At 62.5% G+C, this 13676-nt stretch carries 15 protein-coding genes and 1 other RNA gene; 2 read left to right on the top strand and 14 right to left on the bottom strand.

What is annotated here, in order from left to right; all coding sequences use genetic code 11:
- Positions 1-15: 15 nt before the first annotated feature.
- The 5 genes from erpA to rplM all read right to left on the bottom strand — a co-directional run bounded on the left by erpA (position 16) and on the right by rplM (position 2786).
- Positions 16-390, bottom strand: a complete 375-nt coding sequence (erpA, locus tag R2676_RS14150; RefSeq protein ID WP_004633183.1) for an iron-sulfur cluster insertion protein ErpA — start codon at positions 388-390, stop codon at positions 16-18.
- 127 nt (positions 391-517) lie between these two features.
- The gene (locus R2676_RS14145) at positions 518-922 is read right to left on the bottom strand and encodes a bactofilin family protein (protein WP_206272851.1); all 405 of its coding nucleotides are present in this window, start codon (positions 920-922) and stop codon (positions 518-520) included.
- Positions 923-965: 43 nt separating this feature from the next.
- Positions 966-1721 carry a DUF6776 family protein gene (locus R2676_RS14140; protein ID WP_206272853.1) on the bottom strand — a complete coding sequence of 252 codons (756 nt, stop codon included), beginning with the start codon at positions 1719-1721 and terminating at the stop codon, positions 966-968.
- A gap of 231 nt (positions 1722-1952) precedes the next feature.
- Positions 1953-2345, bottom strand: a complete 393-nt coding sequence (gene rpsI / locus R2676_RS14135) for a 30S ribosomal protein S9 (protein ID WP_004633190.1) — start codon at positions 2343-2345, stop codon at positions 1953-1955.
- Positions 2346-2357: 12 nt separating this feature from the next.
- A complete protein-coding gene (gene rplM, locus R2676_RS14130) occupies positions 2358-2786 on the bottom strand; it encodes a 50S ribosomal protein L13 (RefSeq protein ID WP_009239122.1) in 429 nt (142 codons plus the stop codon).
- Positions 2787-3487: 701 nt separating this feature from the next.
- On the opposite strand from rplM, the gene R2676_RS14125 reads away from it, so the two are divergent.
- Positions 3488-3934, top strand: a complete 447-nt coding sequence (locus tag R2676_RS14125; RefSeq protein WP_206272855.1) for an OsmC family protein — start codon at positions 3488-3490, stop codon at positions 3932-3934.
- A gap of 1 nt (position 3935) precedes the next feature.
- Here the strand turns inward: R2676_RS14125 and rnpB are convergent.
- From rnpB to R2676_RS14105, 4 genes are all read right to left on the bottom strand, one after another.
- Positions 3936-4277, bottom strand: an RNA gene (rnpB, locus tag R2676_RS14120) — RNase P RNA component class A.
- A 13-nt stretch (positions 4278-4290) separates the two neighbouring features.
- Complete coding sequence (locus tag R2676_RS14115) at positions 4291-5091, bottom strand: DUF3025 domain-containing protein (RefSeq protein ID WP_206272940.1); 801 nt, start codon at positions 5089-5091, stop codon at positions 4291-4293.
- A 4-nt stretch (positions 5092-5095) separates the two neighbouring features.
- Positions 5096-6130: a dihydroorotase gene (gene pyrC / locus R2676_RS14110; RefSeq protein WP_024976641.1), complete on the bottom strand. Its 1035-nt coding sequence runs from the start codon at positions 6128-6130 to the stop codon at positions 5096-5098.
- Positions 6131-6163: 33 nt separating this feature from the next.
- Positions 6164-7462: a glycerate kinase type-2 family protein gene (locus tag R2676_RS14105; protein ID WP_206272857.1), complete on the bottom strand. Its 1299-nt coding sequence runs from the start codon at positions 7460-7462 to the stop codon at positions 6164-6166.
- Positions 7463-7629: 167 nt separating this feature from the next.
- Here R2676_RS14105 and R2676_RS14100 point away from each other — a divergent pair, with 167 nt between their 5' ends.
- Complete coding sequence (locus R2676_RS14100) at positions 7630-8460, top strand: class II glutamine amidotransferase (protein WP_024976643.1); 831 nt, start codon at positions 7630-7632, stop codon at positions 8458-8460.
- A gap of 189 nt (positions 8461-8649) precedes the next feature.
- Here R2676_RS14100 and R2676_RS14095 read toward each other — a convergent pair whose 3' ends face one another.
- The 5 genes from R2676_RS14095 to R2676_RS14075 all read right to left on the bottom strand — a co-directional run bounded on the left by R2676_RS14095 (position 8650) and on the right by R2676_RS14075 (position 13644).
- The gene (locus R2676_RS14095) at positions 8650-9384 is read right to left on the bottom strand and encodes an amino acid ABC transporter ATP-binding protein (RefSeq protein ID WP_027678214.1); all 735 of its coding nucleotides are present in this window, start codon (positions 9382-9384) and stop codon (positions 8650-8652) included.
- On the bottom strand, positions 9381-10064 hold the full coding sequence (gene gltK, locus R2676_RS14090; RefSeq protein WP_027678215.1) for a glutamate/aspartate ABC transporter permease GltK: 684 nt from the start codon (positions 10062-10064) through the stop codon (positions 9381-9383). Before gltK ends, R2676_RS14095 begins: the two co-directional genes overlap by 4 nt.
- 18 nt (positions 10065-10082) lie before the next feature.
- Entirely contained in the window at positions 10083-10811 is a 729-nt protein-coding gene (locus R2676_RS14085; RefSeq protein WP_027678216.1) for an amino acid ABC transporter permease, read from the bottom strand.
- Between the two features lie 99 nt (positions 10812-10910).
- Positions 10911-11819 carry a glutamate/aspartate ABC transporter substrate-binding protein gene (locus tag R2676_RS14080; RefSeq protein WP_027678217.1) on the bottom strand — a complete coding sequence of 303 codons (909 nt, stop codon included), beginning with the start codon at positions 11817-11819 and terminating at the stop codon, positions 10911-10913.
- Between the two features lie 523 nt (positions 11820-12342).
- The gene (locus R2676_RS14075) at positions 12343-13644 is read right to left on the bottom strand and encodes a Glu/Leu/Phe/Val family dehydrogenase (RefSeq protein ID WP_206272859.1); all 1302 of its coding nucleotides are present in this window, start codon (positions 13642-13644) and stop codon (positions 12343-12345) included.
- Positions 13645-13676 lie beyond the last annotated feature (32 nt).

The raw sequence follows: 13676 nt of genomic DNA, 5'->3' as shown, positions 1-13676 counted from the left end.
TACAGCGATGCGGCGTCAGACCGAGAACGACGAGCCGCAACCACACGTGGTCGAAGCATTCGGGTTCTTGATGACGAACTGCGCGCCGTTGATGTCTTCCTTGTAGTCGATCTCGGCGCCCACCAGGTACTGGTAGCTCATCGAGTCGATCAAGAGCGACACGCCATTCTTGGTCATGGTCGTATCGTCTTCGTTGGTCTCTTCGTCAAAGGTGAAGCCGTACTGGAAGCCCGAGCACCCGCCGCCTTGCACGAACACGCGCAGCTTCAATTCCGGGTTGCCTTCTTCTTCAATCAGTTGCTTGACCTTGTCCGCAGCGCTGTCGGTAAAGACCAGCGGAGCCGGAACCTCGTTCACATCGGGCGTGGCTGCCTGCGCGACTGCGTTCATGAAAATCTCCTGTGGGAACGTCTGAAACTTGCCTGTATTTTAAGCGCAAGCTGCAAATCGTGCCGAAGCCCCGCGTTTCAAGTGGGCATTGTGCGGTGCGCCAGCAACGGGCCGGCGCGGGATGTGATCAATCCTGATTGGATGCCAGCTTGAGGTTGGGCAGCAACTTCACATCGCCGGGCGCTGCGTGCGTCAGCGTGCCCATGACGACGGCACCCTGATGCATTTCCAGCGCCGCATATTGAACGTTGCCCTCGATGCGCGCCTTCGGCTGCAGCTCCAGCAGCTCCGCAACATGCACGGGGCCGACTACCGTGCCGTTCAGGATCAGGTGCCCGACGTGCACTTCACCTTCCACGCGTGCGCTGTCGGTAATCACCAACATGCTCGGCTTGTCCGCATCGCCGTAGACGTTGCCTTTGATCTCGCCGTCGATCCGCAGACCGCCCGAGAAGCGCAGATCCCCCTCCAGCTTGGTGCGGGCGCCAAGTAGCGTTTCAATCGCCAGCCCTTTCTTTTTGCCAAACAGCATCGTCGACTCCTCTGTGTACGGATCCTCGACAGGACAGCGCCCGTCAGATGGAAAAACTCTGGCTCGCTTTGATCTTGCCGTTCTGCAGCACCTTCACCAACACCGATTGCACCGTGGTACCGGGAGGCACGTCCACCCAGCCCTCGAGGCGCTGGTAGTGCGTGAGTTTGACGCGGGCACTGGCGGCGGGTGATCCGCTGGCCGCTGAACCCGGGAAATCGATCGTAGCAGGTTTGCCACCTTGCACCACGTTCAGCGTGAGCGCCAATTGCCCCTCGAATTCTGAGACCGGTGCGAAGGCCTTGCCGCCGCCCTGCATCAGCAGAACCCGGAAGCGCATGCGCGTCGGTTGCGCCTCGTCCGGTGCGATGCGGAAGCTGCGCACGTAAATCCCGGCGGAATTGGTGGGCGCAGGCAAGAGGCTGTCAAAGAAGGCCAGATCCTCCTTCAACTGTGCGTTTTCAGTCTCCAGCGCCTTGAGTTGCTCGGCCATCTGCGCCTGGGCGCCTTCGGCGATACCCAGACGGGCATCGACCGTGCCGGCAGATGCAGCGAGCTTGTCTCGCTCGGCCTGCACGGCGGCCAACTTGGCGGTCAGCTCGCGGTTCATGGCGCGCAAATCCGCATCGTGCGGACCAGTCAGGCGGCGCCCTTCTTCAAAGGCCCACAGCGCTGCAGCCGCCGCGAGCCCAAATACCACCGCAATCAGCAACACCGTGACGGGCCAAGGCAGGCGCGAACGTACAGTGACGTTCGGGGCAAGCACGGAAGCGCGACGCAACAAGCGACGCGCCTTCATGCGCCCGCCTCCTGACTCGCGTGGCGAATCAGAATCGGATTAGGAGAAACAGCGGATTGCATCATACGGCCCGAACGCTAACGAAATGTGAATTGTAGTCCCGCCGACATGTCGGAGCTGTTGCAAAGGGTAAGCAAGGGGCTGAAAACATCACACCGTTTGGTTCGAACGCTCCAAAACAAAAAACCACACCCGAGGGTGTGGTTCTTTGCTGAAGCAGCAGGAAGCAGATTAACGCTTCGAGAACTGCTTGGCGCGGCGCGCCTTGCGCAGACCAACCTTCTTACGCTCGACTTCACGTGCATCGCGCGTCACCAGACCGGCCTTCGACAGGGCGGGCTTGAGCGTTGCATCGTAGTCGATCAGGGCGCGGGTGATACCGTGACGCACGGCACCGGCTTGGCCGGTTTCACCGCCGCCAACCACGTTCACCTTGATGTCGAACGTAGCTGCGTGGTTGGTCAGTTCCAGCGGCTGACGCACGATCATCAGCGAGGTTTCACGAGCGAAGTACTCGTTGATGGCCTTGCCGTTGACGATGATGTCGCCCTTGCCGGACTTGATGAAGACACGTGCCACAGCGCTCTTGCGGCGGCCGGTGCCATAGTTCCAGTTTCCGATCATGGATTAGGCCCCTTAGATTTCCAGCGCTTTCGGCTGCTGAGCTTCGTGCGGATGCGAGCCTTCGGCGTAAACCTTCAGCTTCTTGATCATCGCGTAGCCCAGCGGACCCTTCGGCAGCATGCCCTTCACAGCCTTCTCCAGGGCGCGGCCCGGGAAACGCTGCTGCATCTTGCCAAACGTCGTTTCGTAGATACCGCCCGGGTAACCCGAGTGGCGATAGTACTTCTTGTCGGTCGTCTTGGCGCCCGTCACACGCAGCTTGGCTGCGTTGATAACGATGATGAAATCGCCGGTATCGACGTGCGGAGTGAATTCGGGCTTGTGCTTGCCGCGCAGTCGGTGTGCCACTTCGCTGGCGACACGCCCGAGGACCTTGTCCGTCGCGTCAATCACGTACCAATCGCGCTTCACCTCATGGGGCTTTGCGGAAAAGGTCTTCATGATTTTTCCAAATATTGAGTCAGTGCCCGAGTGGACCCGTATCGCGCTGAGAACTTGCGTTCAGACTGCTCACGAACGGATCGTCTTGCGGACGCCTGCGCAACCTCATGCGTGGTCATCGCCGGCCCGCCTTCCCGCTTGTTGGTGCGGGCTCTCTGGATTTCTTTTCCGCGGGCAATCCGGAAAAGATTTCGATTGTACCCCGCGGAGACCCCTTGGCACAAGAAAAAAGGCGCGCCCGAGGGTAAGGGGCGAAAAAAAACCCAAGCCATGAAGCTTGGGTTTGAATCCACCAAAGGAGGAGGGTGGAGGAGACACCTGCTGATCGTTGACTTGGTGGGTTGCACCGCATCAGCCGATCCAATGGTGCAAATTATACCCAGTTCTGGGGCACGCGCAAGGAAATTTGCACTACGAAATCGCATTTCGTAGTGCGGAATGTAAATCGCATGATCCACAGGCCTTCATTTCCGTTTTAAATCAATAGGTTACGAAAAATGTGAATCCACCGATCTGCTGCACACTAGAGATATCCTTCGAATTCTGGCGCGATTTGGGTGCAGAAGAGACGGGTTGCACCTTTTCACGCGGGTAACACTGTCAAGCGGCGTTCACCCTAGGATGGCAACGCGGGCGCGGGCCGGTGGCTACAATGTGGCTTTTCGTCGGCGCTGGCCGACCTTCTGCACAAGGATTTGGACATGGACTGCACAGTGAGCTGGACCGGCCCGGACGGCATGGCGTTTTTGGCGGAAACCGGCAGCGGCCATCTCGTCACGATGGATGGCGCGCCGGACGGCGGTGGCCGCAATCTGGCACCGCGCCCGATGGAAATGGTCTTGCTGGGCACCGGCGGCTGCACCGCTTATGACGTGGTGCTGATCCTCAAACGCGGTCGCCAGGACGTACAGGGCTGCAGCGTCAAGCTGCACGCCGACCGCGCCGACACCGACCCGAAGGTCTTCACGCGCATCCACTTCACCTTCACGGTGACGGGGCGCAACCTGAAGCGGGAAACGGTGGAGCGTGCCGTGCAGCTCTCGCACGAAAAGTATTGCTCGGCGTCGATCATGCTGGCCAAGACGGCCGAGATCACACACTCATTGGAGCTGGTGGACCTGGCCAGCCAGCCGACGGGATCGGAATAAGAAGCGAAGCGGACCGATAAGCCGGATTCTGTGCGCCGCGTGGCCGAAACCAGCGGCGTGACAACCATTCCTCTAGACCGGCTGTTGCCAGCCGGCTCAAGCTCCCTACCCGCAGACTCAGCGAGCCGCTTCATCGCCTGCTTACTTGGGATTGCTCCGGGTGGAGGTTACCGCGTTTCACCCTTCGCCCTGGCCGAAGCCTGGGCGAAGACTCGTCTCTGTGGCCCTATTCCGCACGTCACCGTGGATGGTCGTTAGCCATCACCCTGCTCTATGGAGTCCGGACTTTCCTCCCCTTCCGCTCGCACGAGGCGGCGGAAGCAGCGGTTGTCTGGTCCGCTTCGCGAGGCGCGAGTCTAGCACTGTTCAGGTAAGAATCGCCGCCGGCCCGGGCGAAAGACCGTCGTGTCCAGATAGAAGCCGGCGTCTTCGTTGGCATCGCACCACCCCGGGATCCCCATGACCGGCAACGGGCGGAAATGGCGGGGTGCGAGATCGGCGTGCAGCAGCGTCTCGGCCAGTGCAGCGTCGAGCGACGGGCGGTCCGCCTGCAACGCGGCCACGTGTACCGGCCACGCATGCGCAGTGATCGACTTGTAAGGCGCGACCAGCTTCTCCAAGACTGCATGGCCGAACGGCAGAACCGCGCACGTGGCGCCCCACGCTGCCCTGCCCTCGACGAACAAACCGCGCCAGTCGAACGCGGTCAGGCAGCGCTCCGGCGCGTCTTCGGTGTGCAGGAAGATCAGGGCGTTTTCGTCGAACAGCGTGGCGGCATCGCGAACGGTGCCGCGCGCCGCGCCAATCCCGTCCTGCGTAATCGCCCGCGCCTGGCGCGCGTTGAGCGCTGCCTTCGCACGCGGCCAATGCAGCCAGATCAGGGCGTTGAAAAAGTCGTGGAGATTGTCCCGCGTCGGCACCTCGCCGGTGGCGGCGATGTGTGCTTCGTAAGCGATGCCGGCCGGCAGTGCATCTTGCGGGACGAAGCGCAGAGCATGACCGCCGCACGTGCAGATGGCTTGTACCGCCGGCTGCGCGTTCAGTGCGTCTCGAAGATCGGCGCCCCGCGCGATTGCGTCTGCAAGCGGCGCGCCCACTGCAGCGAGCGGTGCGAACGCCGGATGCGCCCAGGCGATCGCACCGAGATCAGCGGCCAGCAACTCAGACAGACTTCCAGCGCAGCATCTCGCCGCCGCGCAACGGCACCAACGTCTGCTCGCCGAACGGGACTTCGGCGGGAAGCTGCCATTGCGAGCGCGTGAGCGTCAGCGTGCCGGCGTTGCGCGGCAGGCCGTAGAAATCCGGCCCGTGGAGGCTCGCGAAACCTTCGAGCTTGTCGAGGGCGTTGGCGTCTTCAAAGGCCTCGGCGTACAGCTCCATGGCGTGCAGCGCGGTGTAGCAGCCGGCGCAACCGCAGGCGTGTTCCTTGACGCCTTTGGCGTGCGGCGCGCTGTCGGTACCGAGGAAGAAGCGCGGGTGGCCCGAGGTGGCCGCGGCCACCAGCGCCAGGCGGTGTGTTTCGCGCTTGAGCACCGGCAGGCAGTAGTAATGCGGGCGGATGCCGCCGACAAACAGGGCGTTGCGGTTGTACAGCAGATGATGCGCGGTGATGGTCGCGCCGACCGGGCCTTCCGCATCGCGCACGTATTCGGCGGCGTGCTTGGTGGTGATGTGCTCGAACACGACTTTCAACGCGGGGAAGTCGCGGCGCAACGGCAGCATCACGGTGTCGATGAAGACGGCCTCGCGATCGAAGATGTCGACGGTCGGGTCGGTCACCTCGCCGTGCACGAGCAGCGGCATGCCGACTTCCTGCATGGCTTCGAGCGTCTTGGCGCAGCGGCGCAGGTCCGTCACGCCGGCATCGCTGTTGGTAGTGGCGCCGGCCGGATACAGCTTCACGCCGTGAATGAAACCGCTGGCGCGGGCCTCGCGAATGACGTCCGGCGACGTGTTGTCGGTCAGGTACAGCGTCATCAGCGGTTCAAACTGCGTGCCGGCCGGCAGCGCAGCGAGAATGCGCTCGCGGTAGGCGCGTGCCTGGGCGGTGGTGGTCACCGGCGGCTTGAGGTTGGGCATGATGATCGCCCGGCCGAACTGGCGCGCGGTGTCGCCCACCACATCGGCGAGCGCATCGCCGTCGCGCAGGTGCAGGTGCCAGTCATCGGGGCGGACGATCGTAAGAGTGTCGGTCATGGTGCGTGCGGAAGCGGTCAGCAAAAACGTGAATCAGAGAATGAGGATGACGCGGTAGTCGTTGACGTTGGTGCGCGTCGGGCCGGTGACGATCAGGTCATCGGCGGCGGCAAAGAAACCGTAGGCGTCGTGTGCGTCGAGCGCGGCGCGAGCGCCGACACCCTTGGCCGCAGCGCGGGCGATGGACTCCGGGTCTAGTAGCGCCCCCGCATTGTCCTCCGATCCGTCGATGCCGTCTGTATCGGCGGCGAGCGCGTAGACGTTGTCCATGTCTTCGAGCGTGACGCCGAGCGAGAGCAGGAACTCCGCGCAGCGCCCGCCACGGCCGCCGGTCAAGCCTGGCGGAATCGTCACCGTGCATTCGCCGCCGGAGATAAGCGCCACCGGCGCCACAAACGGCGTGCCGTGCTGGCGCACCTGCCGCGCCAGCGCGCCGTATACCTGGGCGACCTCGCGCGCCTCGCCGGTCACCGTATCGCCGAGGATGGCCGTTCGGATGCCGCGCGTCGCAAATACCTGCGCGCCAGCCTGGAGGCTTTGTTGCGCAGTGGCGATAACGTGATTGGCCACGCGTGTAAAGCAGGCGTCGCCGGGCTTGGGTGTTTCGGCAATCTCGCCGCGTGCGCCGCGTTCGAGATGCGCGCGCACGCTATCGGGCATCTGGGCGCCCCAGCGCTTGAGGATGGCCAGCGCATCGGCGTAGGTGCTCGCATCCGGCACGGTCGGGCCGCTGGCAATGGCGCTCGGGTCGTCGCCCGCCACGTCCGAGACGATCAGCGTCGTGACCGGCGCGCGCGATGCGGCGGCAAGCCGCCCGCCCTGAATGCGCGACAGGTGCTTGCGCACGATGTTCATGTCGGTGATCGGCGCACCGCAGCGCAGCAACTCGCGCGTCACGGCTTTCAGATCGGCCATCGGGATGCCCTCGGCGGGCAGGGACAGCAGGCTGGAGCCGCCACCTGAAACGAGCACGATCAGGCGGTCACTCTCGGTCAGCGCGCAGACGCGATCCAGGATTTCCTGCGCGGCCTGCTCACCCGCCTCGTCCGGCACCGGATGTCCGGCTTCGATAACGCGGATGTGCTCGGTCGGCAGGCCATGCGCATAACGCGTGACGACCAGGCCTTCCATCTGTGCGCGGCCGGCATAGGCCTGCTCGACCGCCAGCGCCATCGACGCAGCCGCCTTGCCGGCGCCGACCACGAGCGTCTTGCCGTCGGCGTGCGGCGGGGGGAGGAAGTCAGCGACGATCTTCAGCGGGTCGGCCGCGCCCACGGCGGCGGCGTAGCTCTCCAGCAGGAGGGCACGGGCGGCGGTGCGATCGAGCTTCATGGGAAGGGCTTCCGGTTAAGGCAGTGGGGACGCACCGCGACAGGCGCCGTGCAGCGTGTGCGCAACGGCTTGCAGGCGAGTGCGGCGCCGTGAAGACGAAGGCGCTTGGCACCCCCGGCGGCCGGCTGGATAATGTCTATTTTATTGCATCTGACTTTTCCCCCACCATGTGCCAGCTGCTGGGCATGAACTGCGCCGAACCGACCGATGTGACGTTCTCGTTCACCGGGTTCGCCGCGCGCGGTGGCGTGACCGACCACCATGCCGACGGCTTCGGCGTCGCCTTCTTCGAAGACAAGGCGTGCCGCCTGTTCATCGACAATCAGTCGGCCGGCACCTCGCCGGTGGCGGAGCTGGTCAAGCGCTACCCGATCAAGTCCAAGAACGTCATCTCGCACATCCGTAAGGCGACGCAAGGCACGGTGCGGCTGGAAAACTGCCACCCCTTCATGCGCGAGCTGTGGGGCCGGCACTGGATCTTTGCCCACAACGGCGATTTGAAGAACTTCTCGCCGTTCCTTTCGGGCGTCTACCAGCCCGTGGGCGATACCGACAGCGAACTCGCCTTCTGCTTCATCATGCAGGCGCTGCGCAAGCGCTTTCCGGGTTCGCAGCCGCCGCTCAATGAGCTGTTCTACGCACTGTCCGATATCACGAAGGAAATCACCCGCTACGGCGTGTTCAATTTCCTGCTGTGCAACGGGCAGGCGCAGTTCGCCCATTGCTCCACGCGGCTGTATTACATCGTGCGGCAATGGCCGTTCTCGACGGCGCATTTGATCGACGCCGACATGACGATCGACTTCGCGAAATACACCACGCCCGCCGATCGCGTGGCCGTCATCGCCACCGCGCCGCTCACCGACAACGAAGTCTGGACCCAATTCGTGCCGGGCGAACTGCTGATGTTCGAATCGGGCCAGGCGACGATGGCGACAAAGGTGCCGATTCCGGAAGCCGTGCAGATCGCCAACGCAGCGAACACCGCCTGCACCTGACACGATCGTCTCCCAACAAAAAGCCGCTCCTGAGAGAGCGGCTTTTTGTTGCCTCCAACCCGGCGCTTAAATCGCTTCACGATCCGTAGCGAGCGGCCTGAGGTTGGTCCGAGAAGCGCAGCCGTACATGGGTACGGCGAGCATCGCAGGGGCAGGATCGGGTCGCGCAGTAGGATCGTGAAGCGATTTTCAGTGCGACAGGATCTTCGACAGGAACTGCTTGGCGCGATCCGAACGAGCGTCGATGTTGCCGAAGAACTCTTCCTTCTCGCAGTCTTCAACGATGCGGCCTTGATCCATGAAGATCACGCGGTTGGCGACCTTCCGGGCGAAGCCCATTTCGTGGGTCACGCACATCATGGTCATGCCTTCCTTGGCCAGTTCCACCATCACGTCGAGCACTTCGTTGACCATCTCCGGATCCAGCGCGGAGGTCGGCTCGTCGAACAGCATGCAGATCGGGTCCATCGACAGCGCGCGGGCAATCGCCACACGCTGCTGCTGACCGCCCGACAGCTGGCCCGGGTATTTGGCGGCGTGCGCCTTCAGGCCCACACGCTCCAGGTACTTCAAGCCCTTGGCGGTTGCCTCTTCCTTGGACCGGCCCAGCACCTTTTGCTGTGCGATCGTCAGGTTCTCGGTGATCGACAGGTGCGGGAACAGCTCGAAGTTCTGGAACACCATGCCCACGCGCGAACGCAGCTTCGGCAGGTTGGTGCCCTTGCCGCCCACCGAGGTGCCGTCGACGAGGATTTCGCCCTTCTGGAACGGCTCGAGCGCGTTCACGGTCTTGATGAGCGTGGACTTGCCCGAACCCGACGGGCCGCACACCACCACCACCTCGCTCTTCTTCACGCTGGTGGTGCAGTCGGTCAGCACCTGGAAGCTGCCGTACCACTTGGAAACGTTCTTGATCTCGATCATTGGGTCACCTTCTTCTGAAGTCGCTTCACCAGCACGGAGGCGCCGAAGCAGATCACGAAATAGCACAGGCCGGCAAACAGCAGCAGCTCGACGATACGGCCGTCGCGCTCACCAATGTTGTATGCCTGCGTAAAGAAGTCCGACAGCGCGCTCACATACACCAGCGACGTATCCTGGAACAGGACGATGGCCTGCGTGAGCAGTAGCGGAATCATGTTGCGGAATGCCTGCGGCAGGATCACCAGGCGCATGGCCTGGCCGTACGTCATACCCATCGCGTAGGCCGCGAACATCTGCCCGCGCGACACGCTCTGGATACCGGCGCGGATGATCTCGGAGTAATACGCCGCTTCAAACAGCGCAAAGGCGACAAGCGCGGACGTCATGCGCATGTCGGTGGCCGGCGACAGGTTGAAGATTCTCTGCAGCACCTGCGGCACGATCAGGAAGAACCACAACAGCACCATCACCAGCGGGATGGAACGGAAGAGGTTCACGTATCCCTGCCCAAACCACTGCAGCGGTTTGATGCCCGACAGGCGCATCATCGCCAGCAGGGTGCCCCAGACGATGCCGACCAGAATGGCCGTGCCGGTGATCTCGAGCGAAAGGAGCATGCCCTCGCCGAGCACGCGCATGTTGTCGGCGTTGATGGACGAGAAATCGAAGTGATAAGCCATGAAGAGTCCTCGCCTCGATTACTTGCCACCGATGAAGCCAGGCAGCCGGGAACGTGCTTCCACCCAGCGCATCAGGCCCATAACGGTCAGGTTGATCAGCATGTACATCAGCGTCACGGCGATGAACGATTCGTACGGCTGAGCGGTGTAGTCCACCAGTTGGCGGCCTTGTGCGGCCAGCTCCAGCAAACCGATCGTCGACGCCACGGCCGAGTTCTTGAAGATGTTCAGAAACTCCGACGTGAGCGGCGGCACGATGATGCGGAACGACATCGGCAGCATCACATAGCGATACGTCTGCGCCAGCGTGAAGCCCATCGCCAGCCCGGCGTTGCGTTGACCGCGCGGCAGCGAGTTGATACCCGAACGCACCTGTTCGCACACACGCGCCGCGGTAAAGGTACCGAGACACAGCATGGCGCACAGGAACATCGACGTATTGGGGTTCATCTGCTTGATGTAGTCGCCGCCCGGCACGAGTTCAGGCACGACGAAATACCAGATGAACAGCTGCACGATCAGCGGAATGTTGCGGAACAGTTCCACATACGCTGCGGCAAGGCCCGACAGCCACTTGTTCGGCACCGTTCGCAGCACGCCGAGCACGGAGCCGATGACGAGCGCGATGATCCAGGACGAGAGGCCGAGCACGACAGTGGTTTTCAACCCCGCGAGCAGCCAGTCCAGGTAGGTCTGATTCTGGGCGGCTTCCGTAAAGAAGACGCCCCAGTTCCAGTGGTAATTCATGATGGTTCCCTCAAAAAGAAACGGAAGGGAGAAGACCTGTTAACCGGCCTTTGCCTTCCGTTTCGGTGACGCTTGTATCAGGCCCGTTGAGGGAGCCGATCAGTCAAGAGCCTTGTCGTTCGGGTTCTTGATCAGCGCCTTCATGTCGTCCGACAGCGGGAACTCCATGTTCACGCCCTTGGGCGGAACCGGCTGCTCGAACCACTTCTTGTATTCGGCGTTGATCGTGCCGTCCTTCATCATGCCGGCAATGGTCTTGTCAGCCAGTGCCTTGAACGGAGCATCATCCTTGCGGACCATGCAGCCGTAGGATTCACGCGATTGCGGCTTGGCAACGACCACCCAGTCGGCCGGGTTCTTGGCCTTGGCGCGCTCGCCGTACAGCAGAGCGTCGTCCATCATGAACGCGACAGCGCGGCCCGATTCCAGCGTCAGGAACGACTGGCCGTGGTCTTTCGTGCTGATGATGTTCATGCCAAGCTGCTTCTCGTCGTTCATCTTGCGCAGCAGGCGTTCAGACGTCGTGCCGGCGGTGGTCACGACGTTCTTGCCCTTCAGGTCAGCCCAGTCCTTGATGCCCGAATCCTTCTTCACCATGATGCGGGTGCCGATGATGAAGATGGTGTTCGTGAACGATGCCTGCTTCTGGCGCTCGAGGTTGTTCGTGGTCGAGCCGCACTCCAGATCGATGGTGCCGTTCTGCAGCAGCGTGATGCGGTTCTGCGACGTGACCGGAATCTCGTTGATCTTCAGATCCTTCAGGCCGAGTTGCTTCTTCACGTCCTCGGCAATCTTGGTGGCGACGTCGTACGAATAGCCAATCGTGCGGACACCGCCGACGTTGTAGCTGAACGGAATCGACGAATCGCGCACGCCCAGCGTGATGGTGCCGGTGTCTTTGATCTTCTTGAGCGTACCAGTCAGCTCTTCTGCGTGGGCAGCGCTGCCGAACGTACCAACGGCGACACCAACGGCTGCAACCACGGTTGCCAGCTTGGCGAGGTTCATGAAAGTCTCCTTTTGACCATGAAAGAGAAAGACGGGACTGTACCAAAAAACGTTTGGCGACAGTATTGGTGTTGCCACTAAATCGTTGAATCCAACGGAGTTTTTCCTCTGGCGCGGACCCTGCCGCAATCGCATTTTCCGAGCAACCGGATACCTTACGTTGTGCTTTTCCGGAAAACCGGAAAAGACGCGCAGGACCAGACACGGCGACGCTCTGCAACATCGGCACGCAGGCGCGGTTGCTTGAGCGGAACGACCGCCAATTGCTAAGGAAAAACCAGGGGAAATAAAGCCCGCCCGATGTGCGCTCTCTGTCGCTTAACGAACCCGACTTGAGGATGGGAAGGACGACGATGCTGCCATCGCCCTTCTCATGGTGCGACGCTCCGGAACGTTATGGTCCGTCCCATGAGCACCGGCTTTCTTCAACCGTCGCGCATGGCCGCCTGATCGGCAGCAACGCGATAGACCGGTGCGGCGCCCTGTTGGAGCACCGCGCCGGTATTGACCAGCGCGTTGCCGATCAGGGGTACAGACCGCGCTCTTGGCGGGCCTGCAGAATCCGCGTGCAGGCGATGATGAACGCCGCCGTACGCAGAGTAACCTTGTTGTCCTGCGCCACTTGCCAGACGCCACGGAAGGCATCTTGCATGATCCGTACCAGGCGCTGGTTGATCTCGTCTTCGGTCCAGAAGAAGCTCGAGAAATCCTGCACCCACTCGAAGTAGCTGACCGTCACGCCGCCGGCGTTGGCGATCACGTCCGGGCAGACCAGGATGCCGCGGTCGCGCAGGATGTCGTCCGCCTCGGGCGTCGTGGGGCCGTTTGCACCTTCCACGACAATTTTTGCCTTGATATGGGGCGCGTTCTTGGCGGTGAGCTGGCCTTCCAGCGCGGCCGGGATCAGGAATTCGCAGTCCAGCGCCCAGAATTCGTCTTGCGAGACGGTCTCTGCCGCAAAGCCGGCCACGCTGCCGTTGTGATCGACGTGCTGGATCAGCGCGTCGACATCCAGGCCGTTGCTGTTGAACACGATGCCCTTGTGGTCTTGCACGGCAATGACCTTGGCGCCGGCGTCGTGGAACAGCTTGGCAGCCACGCTGCCGACGTTGCCGAAGCCCTGCACCACCACGCGCGCGCCCTTGACGTCGATGCCAAGGTTGCGCGCGGCTTCGCTGCCGACCACGAACACGCCGCGGCCCGTGGCTTCACGACGGCCCAGGCTGCCGCCCAGCGCGATCGGCTTGCCGGTCACCACGCCGGTGGCGGTGGAGCCTTCGTTCATGGAGTACGTGTCCATCATCCACGCCATGATCTGCGCGTTGGTGTTCACGTCCGGAGCCGGAATGTCCTTGTTCGGACCGATGATGATGCCGATCTCGCTGGTGTAGCGGCGGGTCAGGCGTTCGAGTTCACCGGAAGACAGCTTGCGCGGATCGACACGGATACCGCCCTTGGCACCGCCGTACGGCACGTTCACGGCCGCGTTCTTCACCGACATCCACGCCGACAGCGCCATTACTTCCGACAGCGTCACGTCCTGGTGGAAACGCACGCCGCCCTTGCCCGGGCCGCGCGACGTGTTGTGCTGCACGCGGTAGCCCTCGAAGTGGGCGATGCGGCCGTCGTCCATCTGGATGGGCACGTCGACGATCAGCGCGCGCTTGGGGCGCTTGAGCGTTTCAACCCAACGTGCGAGCGAGCCGAGGTAGGGGGTGACCCGGTCGACCTGCTGCAGATAGATGCCCCACGGGCCGAGGTTGTCGGCCGGCAGATAGGACGGGATGGCGTGCTGGAGTGTCGACGGAGATGCGACATTGGACATGGCTGTCTTCCTTTTTTGGACCTCGGTAAGGT

Source organism: Ralstonia flatus, from assembly GCF_958439105.1.
GTDB classification, from domain to species: domain Bacteria; phylum Pseudomonadota; class Gammaproteobacteria; order Burkholderiales; family Burkholderiaceae; genus Ralstonia; species Ralstonia flatus.
Note: the sequence above shows the minus strand (reverse complement) of the source record. Positions and strands in the feature narration are given on the sequence as shown.